The sequence below is a fragment of the Nostoc sp. DedQUE05 genome (assembly GCF_034530955.1).
Taxonomy (GTDB): domain Bacteria; phylum Cyanobacteriota; class Cyanobacteriia; order Cyanobacteriales; family Nostocaceae; genus Nostoc.
In genome coordinates this window covers 11,434-34,400 of record NZ_JAVRCB010000061.1, presented here as the reverse complement: position 1 = coordinate 34,400, position 22,967 = coordinate 11,434, and the positions used below count along the sequence as shown (strand labels likewise).

The 22,967-nt window shown below is 43.6% G+C and carries 18 protein-coding genes and 2 pseudogenes; 11 read left to right on the top strand and 9 right to left on the bottom strand.

Annotated features, from left to right (window positions below):
• The first annotated feature begins 340 nt into the window (after positions 1-340).
• The 6 genes from RMZ42_RS31270 (at position 341) to RMZ42_RS31245 (ending at position 7,829) form a co-directional block, all read left to right on the top strand.
• Entirely contained in the window at positions 341-1,510 is a 1,170-nt protein-coding gene (locus RMZ42_RS31270) for a pyridoxal phosphate-dependent aminotransferase (RefSeq protein WP_322675068.1), read from the top strand.
• Positions 1,511-1,569: 59 nt separating this feature from the next.
• Positions 1,570-2,007: a secondary thiamine-phosphate synthase enzyme YjbQ gene (locus RMZ42_RS31265; protein WP_322675067.1), complete on the top strand. Its 438-nt coding sequence runs from the start codon at positions 1,570-1,572 to the stop codon at positions 2,005-2,007.
• Between the two features lie 183 nt (positions 2,008-2,190).
• Positions 2,191-3,243 (top strand): aromatic ring-hydroxylating dioxygenase subunit alpha, encoded by a 1,053-nt coding sequence (locus RMZ42_RS31260; protein WP_322675066.1) that lies wholly within the window; start codon positions 2,191-2,193, stop codon positions 3,241-3,243.
• Between the two features lie 769 nt (positions 3,244-4,012).
• On the top strand, positions 4,013-4,726 hold the full coding sequence (locus RMZ42_RS31255) for a 2Fe-2S iron-sulfur cluster-binding protein (protein WP_416211847.1): 714 nt from the start codon (positions 4,013-4,015) through the stop codon (positions 4,724-4,726).
• A complete protein-coding gene (locus tag RMZ42_RS31250) occupies positions 4,723-5,718 on the top strand; it encodes a xanthine dehydrogenase family protein subunit M (protein ID WP_322675065.1) in 996 nt (331 codons plus the stop codon). The genes RMZ42_RS31255 and RMZ42_RS31250 overlap by 4 nt, the downstream gene beginning before the upstream one ends.
• Positions 5,715-7,829 carry a xanthine dehydrogenase family protein molybdopterin-binding subunit gene (locus RMZ42_RS31245; protein WP_322675064.1) on the top strand — a complete coding sequence of 705 codons (2,115 nt, stop codon included), beginning with the start codon at positions 5,715-5,717 and terminating at the stop codon, positions 7,827-7,829. The genes RMZ42_RS31250 and RMZ42_RS31245 overlap by 4 nt, the downstream gene beginning before the upstream one ends.
• Before the next feature lie 57 nt (positions 7,830-7,886).
• On the opposite strand, the gene RMZ42_RS31240 is transcribed toward RMZ42_RS31245, so the two are convergent.
• Together RMZ42_RS31240 and RMZ42_RS31235 are read right to left on the bottom strand one after the other, a co-directional pair.
• On the bottom strand, positions 7,887-8,564 hold the full coding sequence (locus RMZ42_RS31240; protein ID WP_322675063.1) for an SDR family oxidoreductase: 678 nt from the start codon (positions 8,562-8,564) through the stop codon (positions 7,887-7,889).
• A gap of 11 nt (positions 8,565-8,575) precedes the next feature.
• Positions 8,576-9,556 carry a dienelactone hydrolase gene (locus RMZ42_RS31235; RefSeq protein WP_322675062.1) on the bottom strand — a complete coding sequence of 327 codons (981 nt, stop codon included), beginning with the start codon at positions 9,554-9,556 and terminating at the stop codon, positions 8,576-8,578.
• Positions 9,557-9,765: 209 nt separating this feature from the next.
• Here RMZ42_RS31235 and RMZ42_RS31230 point away from each other — a divergent pair, with 209 nt between their 5' ends.
• Both RMZ42_RS31230 and RMZ42_RS31225 read left to right on the top strand, forming a co-directional pair.
• Positions 9,766-10,161 (top strand): hypothetical protein, encoded by a 396-nt coding sequence (locus RMZ42_RS31230; protein WP_322675061.1) that lies wholly within the window; start codon positions 9,766-9,768, stop codon positions 10,159-10,161.
• 411 nt (positions 10,162-10,572) lie between these two features.
• A complete protein-coding gene (locus RMZ42_RS31225; protein WP_322675060.1) occupies positions 10,573-12,336 on the top strand; it encodes a WD40 repeat domain-containing protein in 1,764 nt (587 codons plus the stop codon).
• 527 nt (positions 12,337-12,863) lie between these two features.
• On the opposite strand, the gene RMZ42_RS31220 is transcribed toward RMZ42_RS31225, so the two are convergent.
• The 5 genes and pseudogenes from RMZ42_RS31220 to RMZ42_RS31200 form a co-directional block, all read right to left on the bottom strand.
• On the bottom strand, positions 12,864-13,082 hold the full coding sequence (locus RMZ42_RS31220; RefSeq protein ID WP_322675059.1) for a hypothetical protein: 219 nt from the start codon (positions 13,080-13,082) through the stop codon (positions 12,864-12,866).
• 254 nt (positions 13,083-13,336) lie between these two features.
• A pseudogene (gene nrdJ, locus RMZ42_RS31215) lies at positions 13,337-14,410 on the bottom strand (ribonucleoside-triphosphate reductase, adenosylcobalamin-dependent); the annotation flags it as partial.
• 310 nt (positions 14,411-14,720) lie between these two features.
• Positions 14,721-15,950: pseudogene (nrdJ, locus tag RMZ42_RS31210) on the bottom strand (ribonucleoside-triphosphate reductase, adenosylcobalamin-dependent); the annotation flags it as partial.
• A 330-nt stretch (positions 15,951-16,280) separates the two neighbouring features.
• On the bottom strand, positions 16,281-16,499 hold the full coding sequence (locus RMZ42_RS31205) for a hypothetical protein (RefSeq protein ID WP_322675058.1): 219 nt from the start codon (positions 16,497-16,499) through the stop codon (positions 16,281-16,283).
• A gap of 4 nt (positions 16,500-16,503) precedes the next feature.
• Positions 16,504-16,752, bottom strand: coding sequence for a hypothetical protein (locus tag RMZ42_RS31200; protein ID WP_322675057.1), 249 nt, complete (start codon positions 16,750-16,752; stop codon positions 16,504-16,506).
• Between the two features lie 412 nt (positions 16,753-17,164).
• Here RMZ42_RS31200 and RMZ42_RS31195 point away from each other — a divergent pair, with 412 nt between their 5' ends.
• From RMZ42_RS31195 to RMZ42_RS31185, 3 genes are all read left to right on the top strand, one after another.
• Positions 17,165-17,506, top strand: coding sequence for a KGK domain-containing protein (locus RMZ42_RS31195; RefSeq protein WP_322675056.1), 342 nt, complete (start codon positions 17,165-17,167; stop codon positions 17,504-17,506).
• Between the two features lie 66 nt (positions 17,507-17,572).
• Complete coding sequence (gene tilS, locus RMZ42_RS31190) at positions 17,573-18,571, top strand: tRNA lysidine(34) synthetase TilS (RefSeq protein WP_322675055.1); 999 nt, start codon at positions 17,573-17,575, stop codon at positions 18,569-18,571.
• Between the two features lie 240 nt (positions 18,572-18,811).
• On the top strand, positions 18,812-19,552 hold the full coding sequence (locus RMZ42_RS31185; protein ID WP_322675054.1) for a Uma2 family endonuclease: 741 nt from the start codon (positions 18,812-18,814) through the stop codon (positions 19,550-19,552).
• 355 nt (positions 19,553-19,907) lie between these two features.
• Here the strand turns inward: RMZ42_RS31185 and RMZ42_RS31180 are convergent, their stop codons facing one another.
• Positions 19,908-20,336, bottom strand: coding sequence for a tetratricopeptide repeat protein (locus RMZ42_RS31180; protein ID WP_322675053.1), 429 nt, complete (start codon positions 20,334-20,336; stop codon positions 19,908-19,910).
• 574 nt (positions 20,337-20,910) lie between these two features.
• On the bottom strand, positions 20,911-22,671 hold the full coding sequence (hmpF, locus tag RMZ42_RS31175) for a pilus motility taxis protein HmpF (RefSeq protein WP_322675052.1): 1,761 nt from the start codon (positions 22,669-22,671) through the stop codon (positions 20,911-20,913).
• Positions 22,672-22,967: the final 296 nt, after the last annotated feature.

The following is a 22,967-nucleotide window of genomic DNA, read 5'->3' as shown; positions in this document are numbered from 1 at the left end:
TCAATCCAGTTTAAAATCTCTATAAATTTTCCGTAAAGTATAGTCTACAGGACTTACGCAACTGGCATATTATTTTCAGTTTGTAGTGAAGACTTTAGTCCTCTCTGCGAGACGCTCCGCGAACAAAATAAGGGCTAAAGCCCTTACTACAAACTAAAAATCCGATTTTTTGGTGACACTTGCGTAAGTCCTAGTCTAAATAAAATTTAGACCTGTTTAAGTATATCTGATTGCCTTTAAAAGAAAATTTTAAAGGTACAAATCGGTTAAAAACAAAAATATATGCAGCAAAAAACAACACAGTAAGAGATACTAAAAGCAGGTACATAGGCAAGAAAATATGAAATCCCTAACCTCTCGTATGCAGGCGGTACAATCGCCAATTATTCCTGTGGTTGGGGAACTGATTAAAAACTCTCCTGGAACCATTTCTCTAGGACAAGGTGTTGTTTCTTACAACCCACCACATGAAGCCATAGAATTTTTAGCCAAATTCTTAGCCGAACCAACTAATAATTTATACAAAGCAGTTGAGGGAATTCCCCCTCTACTGACAGCACTTGCAGGGAAATTGCAAGCCTTCAACAGGATTGAAATCAACGGGGAAAACTGCATTGTTGTGACAGCAGGGAGCAATATGGGATTTATGAATGCCATTCTTGCTATCACTAACCCAGGCGACGAAATTATTCTCAATACCCCCTACTATTTCAACCACGAAATGGCGATCGCAATGGCTGGTTGTCGTGCGGTATTAGTGGCGACGGATGAAAATTACCAATTGCGCCCAGATGCGATCGCTCAAGCAATTACTCCTAAAACACGGGCTGTGGTGACGATTTCACCAAATAATCCCACTGGAGTTGTCTATTCTGAAGCTGCATTGCGCCAAGTAAATCAAATTTGTGCTACTCACAGTATTTACCACATCAGCGATGAAGCTTATGAATACTTTACCTATAACGGTGTAAAACACGTTTCACCTGGCTCATTTAGTAATAGCAGCGAGTACACCATTTCTCTGTATAGCTTTTCTAAAGCATACGGTTTTGCGAGTTGGCGCATTGGCTACATGGTGATTCCCAAACACTTACTTGTCGCTGTTAAAAAAGTCCAAGATACAATTTTGATTTGTCCGCCAGTCATTTCTCAATATGCAGCTTTAGGGGCATTGCAGACAAAAGAGGATTATTTGAAGAGTCATATAGGAGCTATAGCTCAGGTACGCCAACTAGTATTAGACTCCCTTAATCGTCTACAAGGCTTATGTAGCATTATCCCTGCCAATGGCGCTTTCTATTTTTTCCTCAAAGTTCATACCCAGATGGATGCTTTTGAGTTAGTCAAACAACTGATCCAGGAACATAAAGTCGCAGTTATTCCAGGTACAACTTTTGGCATAGATGACGGATGCTATCTACGCGTTGCCTATGGGGCATTACAAAAAGAGACAGCAAAAGAAGGTATAGAAAGATTAGTGCAGGGTTTGGAAACTATAGTTAGGAGTTAAAAGTCATCCATTCCTGCCCCCTGCCTCCTGCCTCCAATCCCAAATATAAAATTCAACAGATGCCAATTATTCATAAGTTAATTGAAATTGAAACTGAGCCAAAAATTAATATTCATAATATCACCCCACAAATTCAAGATTTTATTGCCTCAACATCAATTAAAAATGGACAAGCTTTAGTATTTTCTCAACACACTACAACAGCGTTATCTATCAATGAAAATGAAGTCAGATTATTAGAAGATATAAAAGTATTTTTGCAAAAAATCGCACCAGAATCAGACCGCTATTTGCATAATGATTTGCATTTAAGAGATGTCCCAGAAGATGAGCCGATTAATGCTCACTCTCATTTGATGGCAATGATGCTGACCACAAATGAGATAATTCCCATTGTGGATGGTAAATTAGCTTTGGGAACCTGGCAATCTGTGTTGTTTTTTGAGTTAGATGGCCCGCGTAAAAGAACGGTATTTGTACAAATTTCTGGTGAATAATGCAACTTCACACCTGCAATGCTCTGAGAACAACCTAAATCTGAGAGAATTACGAACACAATCAAGAAGTACATCAGTTGAATTTATCTACAGCAATTAAAAACCTGAAAGAATGTTTTCCAGCATCACCTTCCTTTCCACAAACCAGGACTTTTGTTGTGTCAAAGGCAGACGCAATTAACTATGAAAAATAACGATAATTTTGTATTACGTAATACTTGGTACTATGCTCTGCCTAGCAATCAAATCAAGTCAGGCATGATGATTAGCCGCATTTTCTTAGGAGAACCAGTGCTGTTAGTTCGCAGCCAGGATGGCAAAGTGTCTGCAATGACGGACATTTGCCCCCATCGTGGTGTGCCCTTGAGTTGTGGGAGATTCAACGGGCAAGAAGTTGAATGTTGTTACCACGGTTGGCGCTTTAACTCTGCTGGGCGTTGTACTGCGATACCTTCTCTTGTGGAGGAACAGCAAATGGATTTGAGTCGCTTCGACGTGCAGTCATATAGTGTTCGCGAAGCCCAAGGGAATATCTGGATATATATGCCCGATCCCGATAACCCTCAACCTGCATCTGAAATGGAAATTCCGGTAATTCCAGGGTTTGATGGGCGATCGCACCAGTTTGTAGAAGTGGTAAAATTTCCTTGTTTTATAGATCATGCAGTGGTAGGTCTGATGGATCCTGCTCATTCACCCTACGTTCATCGTGCTTGGTGGTGGCGAAATGAGCAATTGCACGAAGAAGTAAAGCAATTTGATGCTTCGCCCTACGGCTTTACGATGCGACGACACCGATTACCAGCGAATGGGGGTCGATTATACTGGTTGATTGGCGGTGGTGTCCCAGAAACGGAGATTTCTTTTCGTTTACCTGGAGTCAGGATTGAAGAAACCACCATTGGTAATAATCGAGTCGTTAATTTGACGGCAGTTACACCGATTTCAGACACAGAAACGGAGGTAACTTTTGCTCTTTACTGGACACTTCCTTGGGTAGGCTTTTTCAAGCCACTGTTACACGTGCTGGCGCGGACTTTCATTGACCAAGACCGAACGGTAGTAGAAAAACAGCAAATTGGACTGAAATATAATCCTGTGCTGCGGCTGATTAAAGACTCAGATATGCAGGCACAGTGGTACTACCAGTTAAAGCGGGAGTATGCTCGATCAGTCGCTGAAAGACGAGAATTTGTCAATCCTGTCAAGGGTCAAATACTCCGTTGGCGTGCTTAAAATTGAGATTTACAGCCTTGCTCCCTTTGCGGGATGATTTAGCAACTAAGGCTGATCTCTCCCCCTGCCTCCCCTGCTTGCCCAAATTACAGCAGAATTCAAGTATTTGAACCACATCTGTTGTAAGGGCGCAAGGCCTTGCGCCCCTACTGGGTGGTCTATTTACCTGAAAATAGCTGTAATCCCACTGTTCTGCAATGCCAGATTTACTTCTCTTGCCACGTCGTAGACATCGCCTAAAAACCAAAACTGAGAATTTAGCCTCAAATAGACATTGAGCATTTTTATCTCTTCTCTCTGTTTCGCGCCAGTTGCTTCTCCCAAGGGGAGACGCTGCGCGAACAAGTCGGGGAACCCGCAAGGGCGCACTGGCTTCTCTGCGCCTCTGCGGTAGCCTGCGGCAAGCCGTTCGCGTAGCGTCTCCGACAGGAGAAGCGTCTACGTTAAAAAAGTTGACTTTGATAAAGAGTTTTAGCCTTAACCCAAGCGTATTGCATTTTAACCCAATACAAAATATTTCGTTTTGTTAAGAAATACTCAGCGAACGATCGCTCTAGTCAATAGAGGTGGGACAAACAGCAATATTATGCTAAATCCACGGCTGAGAAGACGATCCAGCTATTTTGAGAAGCGTACTTTGTCTGATTTTTTCCTTATTTTCCCAGACTCTTACCTGCACTCAACCTTAATTATGTACACAATACTAAATAGCTATGCATATCCCTAAGTTTTCAGAATTACTGCATTATTCAATCTAGAAGTACGAATTATGGAAGACAAAAAAAGGGCAGAAATAACATCCCAACCCGGTTTTTTGGGACAGGCACTGACTGCTGCCGGAACGGCTATAGCCGCTCCCTCATTACTCAATCAGACAACTATAGCAAAGGAAGCTAGCCAAAGTAACCCAGGTGAGATGAATGTGAAACTTACTGTTAACGGCGAGCAGCAAACCCTCGACCTTGAGCCACGTGTCACACTCTTAGATGCGCTACGCGATCGCTTGGGGCTAGTGGGCAGCAAAAAAGGATGCGATCACGGACAGTGTGGGGCTTGTACTGTTCTGATCGATGGTGAGCGAGTTTATTCCTGCCTGAGTTTGGCAGTGATGCAGGAAGACAAGGCGATCGTCACCATTGAAGGGCTGGCCAAGGGCGATACTCTCCATCCAGTGCAGGCAGCATTCATTGATAACGATGGCTTCCAGTGCGGCTATTGTACCCCAGGACAGATTTGTGCTTCTGTTGCCTTACTTGATGAAATCAAACGGGGCTGTGCTAGCGTTGTCACCCCAGATTTGACTTGTCCCCCACAGTTGGCTGAACTCTCTGAAGCTGAAATCAAAGAGCGACTGAGTGGTAATCTTTGTCGATGTAGCGCTTACAACGGCATTGTGGCAGCAGTCCAGCAGGTAATAGGACAAAAACCGCCCTCTCCTGCCGCAGATGTGATGGTCAATGAACCCCAGGAGATGCTCAGATGAACAACTTCACTTACACCCGTGCTACCTCTGTGAAAGATGCGGTTGAACGGGCAACAAATGACCAAAATGCGATATTGATTGCGGGCGGTACGAATTTGGTTGACCGTCTCAAAGTCTTTCTAGATGAGCCATCGCAACTTATCGACATCTCTCGATTAGAGATGAAGCGCATTGAACGCACAAATGAGGGTGGTCTGAGCCTTGGAGCGCTAGTAAGTAACACAGCAGTGGCAGACCATCCTGATGTTCGCCGCGATTATCCAATCCTGTCGCGGGCGATTCTTTCTGGTGCGTCTCAGCAAATCCGCAATATGGCAACCGTAGGGGGCAACCTACTGCAACGCACTCGCTGTCCCTACTACTACGATACCGCCTTCCCTTGCAACAAACGGCAACCGGGAAGCGGCTGTCCAGCAGCAACGGGCATCAACCGGATGCACGCCATCCTTGGGGCCAGTGACCAATGCGTGGCAGTTCAACCCTCAGATATGTGTGTCCCTCTTGCGGCTCTGGATGCTGTTGTTGTTGTGGAAGGCCCCAAGGGTAAGCGGCAGATACCATTGACAGACTTTCACCGACTACCAGGGGACACACCCCAGCGAGATACAAACTTAGAGCCAGGTGAGTTGATTACCTCTGTGGTTTTGCCCCCAGTGCCGTTCGCCAAATCAGGGGTTTACCTAAAGTTACGCGATCGCACTTCCTATGCCTTTGCGTTAGTCTCTGTGGCAGCTGCGGTTGACTTAGCAAGCGAGCAGATTCAGAATGTGCGCTTGGCAATGGGTGGCGTAGCCCATAAACCTTGGCGCTCAAAGGAAGCAGAAAAGTTTTTGATCGGCAAGAGTGCCAATACTGCAACGTTTCAACAGGCGGCAGAAATTGCACTTCAAGAAGCTAAACCATTAACTCATAACAGTTTCAAAGTTGACTTGGCAAAGCGGGCAATTCGTCGCGCACTCACAGTGTCAGCTAAAGGAGGAGGCGTAGTATGAACAAAGTAATTGGGACTGCCGTCAACCGCAAAGATGGACGGGCAAAGGTTACGGGCACGGCAACCTACGCCGCAGAACATCAAATTCCAGGTCTGGTTCACGGTTATCTTGTCACCGCCAGCATTGCCAATGGGCAAATTAAAAACATCGACACCAGTGGGGCAGAAAAGGCAATAGGTGTGATAGATGTTTTTACGCATAAAAACTCGCCTAAAGTGTTTATGCCAGCCAATGACTTTATGACCTCGAAAATCTACGAGGCTCGTCTGCCGTTGTCGGATGACAAAATTCACTATGCAGGACAAATTATCGGTTTGGTAGTAGCAGACACCTTCGAGCGGGCGCGTGATGCAGCGCATTTGGTCAAGGTGGAATACACAAGCCAAAAGCCAGTCGTGGAAGCTGCACTCGCCACCTTCAAGGAGGCACCACCGCACTTGGGTGAAGAGTTAAAGTTTGAAAAAGGGAATTTTGCGGCAGGGGTGGCAAGTGCAACAACGAAACTTACAGCCACCTACAAGACAGCCATCGAACTGCACGCGGCGATGGAACCTCATGCGACCATTGCCCACTGGCAAGATGCAAACTCACTCACTGTTTACGAGCCGTCTCAGTGGGTGTTGGCAACTGGGCGCACCTATGCAGAACTCTTTGGACTCCCAACTGAACAGGTTCATGTCGTCACACCTTTTTTGGGTGGAGCTTTCGGCTCTAAAGCCTTTCCCTGGCCCCACGGTATTCTCTGTGCTGCGGCAGCCCGTGAACTTCAGCGTCCTCTCAGAGTCGTCCTCAGCCGACGGCAAATGACAGCGAACGCCGGACATCGCTCCGAAACCGAGCAAACTATGCGTTTGGGAGCAACTGCTGATGGTAGTTTAACTGCGATCGCCCATGAGGTCAAATCCTGTACCTCACCAGTAGATGTCTTTATAGAAGCCTGTACCTCGGTCACGCCAGTTATGTACACAGCGCCGAATTTGCAACTGAAGCAGGAACTAGCGGTGCTGAACATGGGTACACCAACATTCATGCGCGCACCAGGAGAGAATCCTGGGATGTGGGCGTTGGAGTCGGCGATGGACGAACTGGCCTGGATGCTAAAGATTGACCCGGTAGAACTGCGCCTAAAAAACCAAACTAAAGAACACCAACGCCAAGGTCAGCCATTCTCAGCCAAACATTTTGCTGACTGTTTGCTCTTGGGTGCAGAGCAATTTGGCTGGAAAGACAGACCAAAACAGCCGCGTTCTTTGACACGCGATAGTAAACTCGTTGGTTGGGGGATGGCGGCAGCAACCTACCCTGGCAGGCGAGGTGCAGCATCAGTCAAGGTACGGCTGCTACCAGATGGTACTGCCCATGTTCTCAGCGCTGGGAATGACATGGGCACTGGCGCATATACCGTTGTTGCGGCCACAGCAGCAGACGCATTGGGGCTACCCGTCGAACAGATACAAGTAGAGTTGGGCGACTCCTTACTACCAGATGGAGGCATGGCGGGTGGTTCCATGATGACAGCATCTCTTTTGCCGGCGGTCATGTCAGCTTGTGAGCAAGTTCTGAAAACTGCTAATGCTAAGACCGCACAAGAGGCGTTTGCAACTCTGAGTCAGTCTGGCCAAGCGGCAATTGAGGCCACAGCATCCTCCGCTCCTGGCGATGAAACCAAGGAATGGGCGTTCCAATCTTGGGGCGCACATTTTTGCGAAGTCAGCGTGGATGAAGAAATCGGACGTTTGCGGGTGACGCGCTGGGTGTCAGTCATGGATATCGGGCGAATTATCAACTCTAAGACAGTAGCCAGTCAAGTCCGTGGTGGCGTGATTATGGGTATTGGGCAAGCCTTAATGGAGGAGTGCCAAGTCGATCCAAACATCGGCTATCCCGTGGTTTATGACCTTGCTACCTATCACTTCCCAGCCCATGCAGATATTCCTCGCATTCAGGTGGCCTTCGTCGGCGAACCTGACTTCAACTTCAACCCAGCAGGTGTACGAGGTGTAGGCGAAATTGGGATCACAGGTGTTTCAGCTGCGATCGCCAATGCAGTTTACCATGCCACAGGTAAGCGCATCCGTGATTTACCCATTACACCTGACAAGTTGATCTAAAAGGGCATTGGGCATTGGGCATGGGGCATTGGGCATTGAGAAGAAGCTTTTGGGGCACTAACCCAAACTAAATTCTGCAAATTCTCTTTGCCCAAACAGCATATTTCGGTCTACGGCTGACAATATTTTATTATTGGTACGTTGGCTATTTAAGGAGCGACCAACTAACTGCGCGACATCTGCACGATTGATGCTACCAATAATGTGCGGATCTTCGGTTAAAACGCCATTACCCGTTGCTGGTTCTGACTTTAGTCCACCAGGACGGATGATTGTATAGGTGAGTCCACTGGCAATTAAGTGTTGTTCGGCTTTGTCTTTTTCAGCTAAAACTTTTCCCAGTACCTCTAAAACTTGGGGTGAGGCAGCAACAACACTATTGCCAGCACCTATGGAAGATACAAGAATAAACTTTTGTACTCCAGCTTTAACTGCTGCATCGATCAGATTTCTGTTACCAGGATAATCCGGCCTTTCTACATCTGATGGTACACCGCCAATTGTACTGATAACAGTGTGAATAGGTGCATCTGTCAGCATTGCGCGTTCGACATCGCCAAGATTCAAGGCATCTCCCTGAACTATTTCAATACCCATTGCTTCTAGTTCACTAGCAACTGTTGCTGTTCTCAGGAGTGCTTTAACCTTTAGCTGTTGTGCTGTGAGATATTGAGCAATTTCTCGACCAACCCCGCGACTTGCTCCAGCTAGAAAAATATAAGATGCACTTGTCATAATAAATTTAATTATTTACGCTCAAAGGATTTTATCAGAGGATTGGCAGTATTTAATAATTGCTCAAGCGACCGAGATGCTTCTGGTTGATGGCGAACATGAGTGTCAATAAACAAACTAATGATTTCACTTATCAGCAAACGGAAGCTTTCTTGGGGTTGGGTGGCGGGAAAGTCCAACAAGGGTGTCTTTAAGGTGGAGTCTAGCCGATCAACTATCGAAAAGTGATTTGCCCCTTCCAAAAGTAGTAGATAGCTATCATTTCGTCCGCCAGTAATTGCTTCTTGGAATGTACGGATGACTGGGGTGGTAGCATTTCCAGGACTTATACCATAGCGATCGCTGCCGTTCGCAATTATTCCATCGCGGGTTCCTCCCATCAGTAGAAGTGGTAGGGAATCTGGTAAAGGTAAGATAGTATCTGCCTCGTACCCCTGTAATAACGTTCCCGCAGTGTGTAAACCATAGCCAAAAGATCCTGCAATTTGAGGGAAAAAATCAGGATCGGCATTTTCGATTGCTACTCTACCACCTGCGGAGTGTCCACCTAAAATTATTCGTTGTAGATTGAGCATTCCAGCTAAAATCCCCTCGGACTGTAACTGTTCTACTTTCGCTAGCAGTGCAGGCAAAGCCGAAGCAGTCGGAACAGTACGATAAATTGTTGGTTTCCTCTTTTCAAAATCAATCCCTGGAGTCAGACTAATTATTCCTGGCATAACTTCTGCAATCCAGTTAAAGAGAATCACCACTAATCCACGTTCAGCGAGTTTAACCGCCAACCATTGATATTGTTGAGCATCACAGTTAAAGCCGTTGAAGAAAATCACTACTGGAAAAGGTGCCTTTTCTAAATCAACTGGCAAAATTTCCCTATTTATTTCTACCTGACTCGACATCTGTGCTGGATAGAAAATTTTCAGGTGAATGGTATCGTAAGGAGACTGGAAACCCTCAATTTTAGCAGCTTGGAAAAAATTATCAACTGTCATCTGGTTCTTCCTAATATCATTTTCCGAAAATTATTCTATTGCCCAGGTACAACTACTCCCAGCAATCCTAATCTAGCGATCGCAAATAACTGAGTAATCATAATTACAAAAATAATATTAGGATAGCAATTATACTTAACCCCATTGTAGGAAGTAATTTAGTAAACATTTGTGCAAATGTAGCAAATAACTTTTCTGTGGATAAACTTATGGCTAAAAAATCTCAACCCAATCTCGAACAATACCAAGATGTCAGATTATCTGCTACCACAAGAATTTGGGTAATTACAGTTGCCATTCTGGGAGTTTGCGTGCCACTGTCAGCCGTTACTAGAAGCGGTGCTATTCTTCCTTTAGTTGCAATTGGTGGCGCCGCTGTTGGTACAGTTGCTGTTTGGCGTTCTGATGAGCAAAAATCCAAAACTAACTATTTGCAACAGCAACAAATAGAACTGTTAGAACGGAGATTAGCGAATTTAGAAACAATTGTTAGCAGTGATGACTTGAACTTACAAATGAAAATTAAACAAATCGAAGCAAGGGATACTTTTGGCGACTCATCTAATGTAAGTACTACACCCAAACAACAAAAACGCAAAGGTTAAAATTAGCCAATCTTCACCATTTATTTCGATTTCAGAGGATATTTCCGAGAATTATCGTTACTAGGTGATTTTTATGTAGCTATTTGCTGACTTAACGTGACTGCAATCTTTAAATCCGTCTCAAATTTAACTTTCCTTTGCAGCTAGAAGTGTTTCTCTAGAAACAGTATCTCGATCTCTATCTCCGTTAGAATTGACTGATATCATTTAATTCTATATACTTCAACTGCATCAGTTCATGAAATGTCTAAGTGCTATCCATCTATCTCTTTCCCGGAAACATTTGTCAATGGCTGTGTTTTATTAGACTGTTAATATTACTGAATTTTTAATTAACTAAGGTTATAAACTTGAGTAATTGCGTTTGTATAGCTTACCGTAGGTATGCAATAGTTTGCCGCAGGAATGTAGATGGATTGGATTAGCTTACTCAAAGCTCAACAAATTGACTTCCTTCAACGTGTGAAAAAACCTAAAACTTATGACTTATCTTTGCTGGAAAGTCAAGTTAAAGGTTGTCACACTGAAGTTATAGCCTTTTGGGGCGAGCCATTGGCTAGACTCCAAGAACTTTCTCGTCAACAAGCAGAAGTTCTCGCCAAAAATCCGCCGCCGACGCCGCCGGAATATCCTGAGCCTCCTGACTGGACGATACCTTTTCCCAAATACTTCCAACAACAAGCCCAAGATTATCTTTTCCGAGAGCATATTGTTGACAGGGTAATAAGCGAACGCTTGGGCAAGTTAGTAAAAAAGGTGTCACAAGATACTTTGCAAAACATGATTTTAGATGACGAGGGAAATTTGGGTGGCGAAAGTAAATTTCCTTATATACTCAAGGATCATCCTCAGCTAAGTGTTCAAGTTTACGTTGCTGATGGAGAAAGTTTTAATGGTATTAAGAAAGACAAAATTAGGTGGTCGGTTACTCAAGAAGATTTAAAAAACCACCAAGTATTAATTTTTCTCTGTTTATTTTATCCATCCACAGGTAATTTAGGTTACGAAAAGCAGAGTATAATAACGGGATTTTTACCTACAAATCAACTTGAATTTAGCGAACCAAAATTGTATGTCACTCCGAGTAATTTGTTATATGCAGGGGGGTTAAGTTGGTATTTAGAATCACTGATGGGTAAAAAAGACACGTCGCCAGTAATTAATGAGAGAGCGATCGCAGATACAATACAGACTCTACCATCAGAACATTGTCTCAAAGCTATAATCGGTGACTGGGAATGCTGGCAGACTTTGCAAGGACACACCAGAGGGATTAATTGCCTAGCTTTCAGTTCCGGGTGTAATAATGGCAAAGCCTTACCCATTTTGGCAAGTGGTAGTCGTGGCGAGACGAAACTCTGGGATTTAAGCAAGGGCGAATTAATAGAGACATTATCAGAGTATCCTTGGGTAATATCTGGGCTGGTGGATGAAGTGAATTCCCTAGCTTTTAGTTCAGATGGACAGACTTTAGTAAGTTGCGGTGCAGATTCGACAATTAAGCTTTGGCACGTAGGCGCTTTAGACTTGATAGATATTTTGCACAAACACAATGGGGTAGTGCGGTGTGCTGCTTTCACCCCAGATGGCAGAATGTTAGCGACAGGCGGAGATGACAGAAAAATTCTCTTTTGGGATTTGATGCATCGTCAAGTTGCGATCGCACTTTCTTTAGATGATACAGCTGCTCATTCCCTAGTTTTGAGTCGAGATGGCGAAACTCTCGTTACAGGTAGCTACCGCAAAATCAAAGTTTGGCGCACCTCACCGCAAACGGGAATCAAAAGTTTAAAAGATGCACAACCACTGCATACCCTCATGGGTCATTCTCACATCGTTTGTTCCTTAGCAATCAGTGCAGATGCTAAACTGCTTGTGAGTGGTAGTTGGGATCAAACGATTAAAGTTTGGCAATTGGAGACTGGAGAATTACTTCATACCCTTAAAGGACATAGAGATCGGGTATATGCGATCGCTTTAAGTCCCGATGGACAAATTATCGCTAGCGGTAGTGCTGATAAAACCATCAAATTGTGGCATTTACAAACCGGGGAATTGCTGGCTACGTTTACAGGTCATGGGAATATAGTCACAGCATTAGCCTTCACAGCTTCCGGTGAAATGTTAGTCAGCGGCAGTTTGGATAAGACAATTAAAATTTGGCAACGCAGTTAATCGGAGTTATACCAATTCTGTATGAAGATGCGCTAAACCATATAAAGAAAAACGAACCGCATACCCCTTCGGGGATCTTGCTACGCGCAGCGTCTCGTTAGAGAAGGCGCAAAGGAGAGGCAGCGAGGTCTTGGGGGTTTCCCCCATGAGCGACTGCCGTCACAAAGAAAGAAAATTTGGCGCAGCCTCACAAATAAATGGTATTAGTAATTCATCATCACACTTTCTACGTAGCTTGCTTCTTTGCAGGAGTACAATAGACACCTTGCAAAAGTAACAAATGCCAAGATGTTGATTGTAATATCATGTCCGCTTGATTACTTACTAAACCCCAAGAACCCCACCCCGCCAAAGCTACGCTTCGTCTCCCCTCCCCGCAGGCGGGGAGGGGCTGGGGGTGGGGTGCAATGACTCTGGAAATCATAACTAATTACCCGAACTTGATATAAAAAGTAAAAGTCAGCGCTGCCATCGGCAGCACTGACTCCTTATTTTGTAGTAAATTAAACTATGTCAGGTTGGAGTTTTTAGTCAATCGAAATCTGCTGAGGACCACTGGCTTTGCCGTTATGTGCATCCGTTGTGATGCTGGTGTAACTATTTGAGCGGATCTGTTTATCTAACCAGCTTTTAACTGGATCGTCTGCAAGATTGAGTCGAAGCACACCAGAGAAAAACCCACCTACAAATGAGACTGGATGCTGAGTAAATTCTCTGAATATAGGTGACAATTCATTAATGAACATAAAAAGACTCCTGGCACTGCCGTAAAAAATTATTACTTCTTAATTGATCGTAACGTGTTAAAGGATTAGGCATTGGGCATGGGGCATTGGGCAAAACAGTGTTGAGTAATGAGTAATGAGTAATGAGTGCTGAGTTAGGAGTTAGGAGTTAGGAGTTAAGAGTTAGAAGTTTTGTTTATCTCCTTGTCCCCCTTGTCCTCCTTGTCCTCCTTGTCCTCCTTGTCCCCCACTCCCTACTCCCCGATCATTTCGCGTTATGAGCTTGGTTCCCGATCGGGAAACATACACTTATCAGAATCACAACCACTAGGGCCAGCCTCTGTCATTTCGCCTAAATCGTAGCGGCTTAGTACTGCACAGAAATCATCTGTTTTGCGTCGCGCTTTCACCTCTTGAGTTAAGCGATCGTAAGTTGATTTATTTATTGGTTCAAATGGCAAACGTGGGAATGATTGCAAATCGTCAAAACGCGCTAAAAGGGCTGCTGAAATATATCCTTCATCATTCTGAATGGTTTCGTAAATGCGCTGTCCCAAAGGCTCAATTTCATCAGAGCGAAGTTCCAAAGTAGCTGATGTGTTGTGAGTCACGTACCAACGTTGAACCTGGAGGACAAAATCAAATTGGGCTGAGACTGAAAACTTAGAAACATCAATTTTATCAGCCCCTGGTAAATCAGCCCAAGTTACAGAAACAGGGATTTCCACTAGCCATTCACTCACCCGCGGATCGAAGGGATCGTTGAGCAAATTGCCTTGTTCATCTTTATCAGATTGAGAGGGAATGACGTTGTAACCATAATCAATACAAGCTAAGGCTACTGGGTCATTTTTGCCGAAGGTGATGCGACGAATGAATCTTTGCGCTTTGGGAGGATGCCACCCCGAACTAGCATTAGTTAATAAAGCCTTAGTACCACTCGGTTGGACTGTGGTACAACGATTTGGGCGCTTGAGATTGTGGCGATCGCAGTAATCCCAAACTACGCGATGTACAATATCTCTCCAAGAACTGAGATATTTCTCTTCCTCGCGCTTGAAAGCTAATCCTTGTGGAGTTGCAGGTCTTCCGGCTTCCCACCAGCGCAGCCAATCAACACCAAAAGCATGGACAAAGAAATCAAATAAACCTGTAAAAGAAACTCCCACAATCGGGTCTAATTCACGGCTGTATTGATAGCGTGGTTCCAGGAATTTGTGATTTAAAAGTGCTGCTACAGATAGCGCTCCAGCAGTGAAAGCTTCTTCTTGTTCTTTATAGTTACGTGGGTCGATTTGATTAAGGTGAACCTCAGACAAATTGCAGTGAAAATTACTGCCGATGATTTCCTTTCTTTGTTACCCTAAAGGCTTTTTATCCCCTAGTTCTACTGCTTGATTATTTGCAGTAGCTCCGCGTACATTTTGCAAATGTGACTTGAGATTATAAAAGTGTTTCGGCTCCGCTCAACACAAGTGTTTTTCACATCCACCCCCGCACTCTTGGAGAGATTATATTCTAGACAACAATTTCTCATACAATCTAGTTTCACTCTCTACGCTGTACGGTGTCAAAGGCTTTTTAGTTCCTTTGATTACCACGGGATTAGCATCTCAGCTTTCCCCGTTTTTGCGAGGTTTTTAACGTGAGGCAAAATCACTTACCACACGGATTTAGCCCATAGCGAGCTAAACGATGTTCTAACTCATTAGCATCCAGATTTGAATGACGTTCCTGTAACCATTGTTTTGCTGTTCCTTGTTCATAAGCTTGTAAAAACTCAACTTTGTCAGATTGTGTTGGCAGCAAATCAATGTTCGATCGCGCTACGGCTTCACCAGCCCATTGAATCGCTCCCTCACCACTGTAATATTGTTTGCGGACAGCACCAACACATTCTTCTAAGGTCGGCTTGCGGTGAAAAACTCTGGTATGGTTTGCCATCCTGAGCGCATCACGCTCAGGATCGATTCGCCAGTTGCCATTTTCATCTTGCTGCCATAAGTTATCTTTGGCGGTGGCTCCTTGTTCATCGTCAGCAATAAACTGACGCATCCCCGCACTTCTTCGTATGTTACCGGCAACAATTGTGACAGCAGCTTGATCGATTAATAGACAGCATTCAACTGAATTTAATTGTCGTCCTAAAGCTTTATTGAGAATAGATGCACACCCTTGATACAGTACAGGTAATTTTACAGGATTAGCAACTCCTCCAAAGCCGTTGAGAGTTTCTCCTGCTTTTCGGACATCACTGATATCAACTAATACTTCAACTTCTTTTGAGAATTGTTCGTTACTGGAAAGTTCTAATAGGGTTTGATATGATTCAACCCAACCTTCACGGCTATCTCCAACGTGAATAGTGACGTTATTTCCTTGTATATGAGTTTGAGTATATTCACGTCGCTGTTGCACAGGAGTGCTGCCAATTTCACCTTGTACAGTGACATTCAGTTGATTACGGATGGGGGGCAACTGGTTAATAAATTGTGGTTCTAAGACGGCTCCAGTACCACAGCCCATCATTGCCAGATCCATCATTAACCCGAAGGCACTCCAGTCTTCGAGATTGGTAGAGGTGCAATTATAAGCGCCGGAAAAGTTCTTGGGCTTGGTTATCCAGTCTGTACCACCAACCCATAGCCAGCGCCCACTAGGCATAGCTTTCAAGTTACGCTGCATCTTATCCAGTGTGGCAGCTTCTTCTTGAGTGAGCTTTCCCAACTCGACTAAGCCGAGTATAGTGCGATCGCATACCTCATCCCATGTTTCCCTAAGTCCCGCCTTTGTACGGCGGCTATAGGTTCTAAAAAATACGGGATTAGCAGCCGGTGCAGTTTCTGGAAACCTTGCACTTTGGCGTGTTCTTTCGAGATTCTGAACCATATATTAAGTGTCTTACGTTCTTCTTGCGTGCGGACAGATTATGACTATACGCCAAGCCCGCATTTATCACAAGGTGCAATATGCCCAAACCTTTATGGAGCTTAGTTTTGAGCGTTTTAGATCCTACACCAATTACAACAGTCGTGAACGGGGTAATAAATCTAGCTATAGGAGATTGATTATAAATAATGAATGGGAATCTTTAAATCCTGATGATAATTTGTGCATTTTCACCAAGAAGCATTTGAAAATTTACCCCCTAGAAGTGAGGAGCGATCACCCAGGTAAGGGCAGGCATCATAAACCTGCCCTAGCAGTAGCAGAGGTAGGTTATTTCATTTGTCGATCAAATGGTGTACAACTTCCTTTTATGAGTTGCAACTCAAAAGAGCTAAGTTGAACGTGCAGGCTTCCACATTTGGCTCCTGCCAACACTCCCGAAGCCGAGAGTATTCCCAAAGCAGTCACCCAACCAATAACGTTAACAGTAATGGGTTTTGGAAGTTTCTTCCAGAAGGGTTCCTCTGGGGCTTTTCTTTCTGTCTCCATTGGTTTAACCTTTAAATGGGGTTGGATAATAGATGGAATTTGAGGTTTCATCATTTACAGTCCTTTCTATGTTTTTGAACTTAGGAGTCAGTCTGGGAGCCTGAGAAACACCAGACTGACTCTGCTTATTTATGTAGCCTGACTTTTCATCAGTAACAGTTGCTAAGAATTTAGCTTGTTCTGCAATAAGCTTTCCATGCAGACACTGTACAACAGCTTGAGCAATTAACAGACAGTCGAGATTCTGAACCATATATTAAGTATCTTGCGTTCTTCTTGCGTGTGGACAGATTATGACTATACGCCAAGTAGTTTTAGTATTAAAGATTGTCAAATTGTCTACTTTACGCTAGCTCTACCCTGCACTAATTACAACAGAAATTTATGATGTATAATGATGTCCCCTACCCTTGGGTAAGAGATAGATACTAAGTTTTTATTAGCACTATCTATTTAAGTAAATTATCTCTATCACCCCATCTTCAGGCTGATTATCACTACTCAGCAATGGCTCAACGCTCCCCAAGTCCCTAACTGTACTCAGGACTCCTCATTAGTTTCCCCTAACTAGCAGTGATAGTTAAATAAGTTGCGGCTGTAAGTCAAATCCAAACAATTAATTCCAATATCTTGGGAACTATAAATTTAGTTACAGGAAATTGATTATGAATGATGAATGGGAACCTCTAAATCCTGATGATGACGTTGTGCATTTTCATCAAGAAGCATTTGAAAATTTACCCCGCACTCAAATAGTGTTTCAGTTATTCAAGGAAATCAAAAAAATTTGGGCAGAACACTTTACATCGTCAGGATCGAGAGTATTTGGAGAAGGATTTGAATGTTGTATTTTAATACCCGGTCAACAATGGCGAACAGGTAAAATTAGAGTGTGCTTAGAATTTTGCCCTGACGAAACTGAAATCGAAGATAATCGATTAGACATTAAACACGAAAACTCTCCCCTTGACGACCTTCGACAGCAATTGAATGAAGGTAAAAACTAATACCCAAGTTGATATATACAGATATAATAGAAAATTATCTGTGTCTGTGTGCGCTGAAAACATAAAATGGTATGGACTCCCTTACATGCAAAAATCCATCGCACAATCCGATCGCGCCACTTATTTGAGCGAAACCAGCGGCTATTAATCGCTGTCTCCGGCGGACAAGATTCTCTGTGTTTAATAAAATTACTTTTAGACTTACAACTCAAATGGGGATGGTATTTAGGTATTGCTCACTGCGATCATCGCTGGCGTTCTGACTCCGAAGCTAATGCTAACCACGTCGAAAACTTAGCAAAAACTTGGGGTATATCTTTTTATTTAGAAACAGCAAACAAACCGATAAATAGTGAAGCTGCTGCACGCAATTGGCGCTATCAAGCTTTAAGTGCGATCGCCAAAGCAAATAATTATCAATATATAGTTACAGGACACACGAAGAGCGATCGCGCCGAAACTCTCCTCTACAATTTAATTCGCGGTACTGGTGCTGATGGTTTGCAAGCCCTAACTTGGCAACGCCCTCTAAGTACAGGCATTGTGTTAGTACGTCCACTTTTAGAAATTACTCGGATACAAACAGAGCAATTTTGTCAAGAATTTAAATTACCAATTTGGGAAGATTCCACCAATCAAGATTTGCAATATGCCCGCAACCGCATTCGCCAAGAATTAACACCATATTTACGGGAAAATTTCAATCCCCAAGTAGAATCAGCCCTAGCCCAAACAGCAGAACTTCTCCAAGCGGAAGTGGAATATTTGGAAAAAGCTGCCCAGCAGTTGCGTGAAAAGGCTATGGAAACGGGCATTGGGGATGAAGAAGATTCTCTTACTCTTCTTCCCTTGAGGTTAAATCGTCGGGTATTGCAGAAAGCACCATTGGCACTGCAACGCCGGGTGATGCGTCAGGTGTTGCAGCAAATACTGACTGATGCTCCTAGTTTTGAACACATTGAAAAATTAACGGCTTTAATTATAGCGCCCAACCGATCGCAAACCGATCCATTTCCTGGTGGTGCGATCGCTCAAGTACAAGGCGATTGGATTTGTTTGAAATAGTTTTGAGTATTGCTATTGCAAAGCAGGGAGAGATTTGTTGAATTCACGTTAAATCACACTCTCGCGTTCTTCTAAATTGCTATCAAAATTTATTAATAAAATAAAGATGTACTAAGCTGTTGCGCCTTTAATTTGCACTAATATTTTTTCAATATGATTGTGGGGTGAGCCGAAAAGCCCGCCCTGATAATGCAAGTTGTATGCGTAACAGCTTAATCACCGAAAAACAGTCAGCCCATCATGCTAAATTACGATCCATTAGCTTGTTTGCCCTCATCAGAGGAACTACCAGACTCTGACGACACCCCAGTGGATAACGAATTACAAGATTTGATTCCCGGTTTACTTAAAGCGCTTTTGGCAATGGCTTGGCCTGAACGCATGGATTGGTTTTTTGGCGTAGATATGGGTATTTATTATGACCCAGACTTACCGCCAATAGTACCAGATGGGTTTTTGAGTCTGGGCGTAGAGCGATTTTATGATGAAAACCTCCGTCCCAGTTACGTGCTTTGGGAAGAGAAGAAACTACCGATATTAGTTTTGGAGGTAGTATCTAAAACATACCGTGGTGAGTACTCGACCAAAAAAGCAGAGTATGCAAGATTGGGAATTTTGTATTATGTAGTTTACAACCCATTTCGTCGCCGTAAGCCACGTTTAGAAGTTTACAAATTAGTTAACAATACTTATGAATTACATGATGGAAATCCAGTTTGGTTGCCAGAAATAGGTTTAGGAATTGGCATCGAACGAGGAATTTATCTAGGCATACCACGGGAGTGGATGTATTGGTATAACCAACAAGGACAAAGGTTTTTAACACCAGAAGAAGACAAAAAACTTGCTCAACTAGAAGTTCAGCAGGCAAAACAAAAAGCTCAACAAGCAGAACAAAAAGCTCAACAAGCACAGCGAGAAACCCAATTATTACGAGAACGGTTGCGATCGCTCGGCATAGATCCTGATTCTCTCACCTAAATTACTGTAAAGACTCGTCCGCGAGTATCAAAGACTCATCCACGAGTATAAAAGGCTCGTCCGCGAGTATCAAAGACTCATCCACGAGTATAAAAGGCTCGTCCGCGAGTATAAAAGACTCATTCACGAGTATCAAAGACTCATTCACAAGTATCAAAGACTCGTCCACGAGTATCAAAGACTCATTCACGAGTATAAAAGACTCCTCCACGAGTATAAAAGACTCGTCCGCGAGTATTAAACACTCGTTAACGAGTATCAAAGACTCATTACAGCAATTTTCATTTATTTATAAAACACTCTCGCGTTCTTCTCTACGCCTCTGCGTGAGACAAAAAATCTTTCCGTACTGTAATTACGAATTACGAATTATCCTATCAAGACTTGCACTCACACTTTCAGCGTGTGGTGACTGCAATCGCTGCAAAATCTCTGAAGCTGGTTGCAAATAGGATATCGCTTTAGTGTATTCACCCTGCTGTTGTGCCAAATCTCCTAACCTCCGCAGAGTCATTGTTTGAGTTCGGACAGCACCAATGCGTTGACTTATTTCTAAAGACAGGTTGTAGAGTGCGATCGCTTGATCCACTTCCCCTTTGTTAGCGTAGAGAATTCTCAGTTCGTGCAACGTCCCCGCTATGCCTTGGACATTTCCAATGCGTTCATCTATTTCCAAAGACTGATTGAAAAGTGCGATCGCTTGATCCACTTCCCCTTTGTTGGCGTAGATACTCCAGACAGTCCAACGTCGTCGCTTTGCCTTGGACATTACCAATGCGTTCATTTATTTCTAAAGACTGATTGAAAAGTGCGATCGCTTGATCCACTTCCCCTTTGTTGGTGTAGATAATTGCCAATTGGTGCAACGTCGCCGCTTTGCCTTGGACATCTCCAATGCATTCATAACTTACCTGCGAATTTATACAAGATTCTGTATATTATCCGTAAATAGTGAAGGTGCTGCACGCAATTGGCGCTATCAAGCTTTAGAGGTTGTTTGAAAAGTGGTTGGCTGTGATTTTAGGCACTAACCGATCCCCCCTAGCCCACGCCAGTCGCTCATGGGGGAAACCCCCAAGACCGCGCTGGCTCCCCTTAAAAAGGGGGGAACCGGAATCAAAGTCCCCCAATTTATCGGGGGATTTAGGGGGATCTAGAACGTTTTGTTACCGAGAAGAAAACTTTTCAAACATCCTCTAAGCTCGCTACTAAAGCAAAATGGTCTACAGACTTTTGTAAAAACACACCTGCCTTGGCGAATAGAATTCGCGGCTATACAGACAAAACCCACCTCCGTGGGTTTCAAATTCTTTGAGTTTGCGTAGCTGCGATTTCTAATCGCCTAGTATATTTGCTTTTTAAGAAGCTAGTAATTCCGGCTGAGGCATTAAACTCTGGAGAGTATGACGCAACTGAGCGATCGCTTGGACTTGATAATCACCAGTTTCCTGGAATTGATCCAAAGATTCTGCAATTCCTTGCAGCTTTTGCCGTAATCCATCTAGAGAATCCTGAATTGGTTGCAGTGCTTCTTGATAAAGATTCACTCGACCAGATAATTCAGCGGTTGTTCTTCGTAGGGATAGCAAATTTTCCTCGATCGCTTTCAGTTCTTGGCGCTTTTCATCTAGATCGTGAGTTTGATTGTCAATCATTCCCTGATTTAGCTCAACACCAGAACGAATCTGCTCAATTTCACGTTCCAGCTTTTGGATTTCTTGTGAATATTGTTGTCGCTGATTTTCAATTTGTAACAGAATCGGTTCTAAATTAATTTTGTTGTTACTTTCTTCCTCAGTAACAGTATGTCCTTGCCGCCGTAGCAGTACAGTTTGATGTTGCTTGAGAAACTTCTGATGCTGTAGCATATTGCGGCGTTGTCCCACCAAACTGGAATTTAGCATCTGATAAAGGTCTTTTTCATCAGTTAGTTCTAGTTCCAAATTGATGTGGTCATGGTCAGATGCGTGATTTAATTTAGTTTGAAGTTCTTCTATAGCTTCTTGTTTATATTTCAGTTCTTGTTCTTGATCGTGAACAAAGCTAGCGTCGATTTCTAACTTATGCTGCAAGTCTTGAACTATCTTTTGTAGTTCTTCTAAAGGCATTTTTTCCAAAGCCTCCACATCAGCTTCCTTGCCAAGAACTACATCACCAGATGTTGCAGCTAAAGAGTGCATCTGTTGATATAACTCTTCGGCGTTTCGTAACTGCTCTTTGACGAGCTGAGCATACTCTTGCTTACTGGTAAGGTCTGCTGTATTTATTTGCAATTGCGCTCTTTGCTGAACTAGAGAATTTTGCGCTTCTTGCAACGCATTTTGGCGATCGCTAAAGGTTTGTGACAAGCGCTCAACTTCTTCTTGCTGTTGTGCGATCGCACTTTTATGCTCCTCCAGTTTTTGCCAGTGTGGGGTAAGAGTCGCTTGCTGCTTTTCGACTAATTCAAAGGCTAGATGCAGGTGTTCTCTAACTGTTTCCGTAGGAGTAATACGACTAGACAAGCGATCGAGTAACTCACTCATTACTCGACTTTGCTCCTCATCCAAAACCGTCCCTTGTTGAAAATCCGCTTGGCGTTCCTCCAGGCGACGCTGCTCACCCCGTAAATGCTCCCAAGCGCCTTCCAACTCTTGGCGGTTGCGCTCAATTTCTCCTTGTAATCGTTCAATTTCCTGGCGCGAGGTGTCAACTTCCTGTTTTTGCTCCTCTAGATGTTGTACCTCATCCTCCAATTGCTGCAACTGTTCTGCTCTTACCTCCATGTCCATTTCACGGCGATTCAACTCTTGCGCCTGAAATGTTAGTGACTGTTTCCACTGATCGATCTCATCTTCCTTGAGCTTAAATTTCTCCAACTGGCGGGAAAAATTCTGCAAAATGTTGACGAGTGGACGCCCTGCTTCTTGAATCCGCTGCACTTGACGATTCGGATTCAATTCAGCCAATACCAAAGCACCATCATTTAATTTGCTTGCGTCCTCAGCGGCAATCACCTCTTCCGACACAGTACTCCAATTCTGGTCAGTTCGCTGACAAGCTAGCAGTTTCAGTTCGGTTTTGCCACCGCCACTGAGTAAACCACCTTTCTGTTTTTGTACTTCTGCTAAATACAGCACACCGTTAGTCCTTTATTGATGCACTTAAAGTTCGTGTTTTGAGATATACCTTAAATAATTCTGTTAACTTGTCTCACTGAACCAGGGTTTAGAAGAACAAGACAGACAAAACTATAGACGCAAGATGTTACGTCTTGATACTTATAGAAGCGATCTGGTCGCGCCTTTATATTTTGTACTGATGACAGTGATGATGACTTCCGTGTTAACACTAGCTTTGTCAAAGTGTATTACGAAAGATAAAGGTTTATAGTTTAATGTATTCCCTAATGACAATCAGACATAGAGTAAAAATC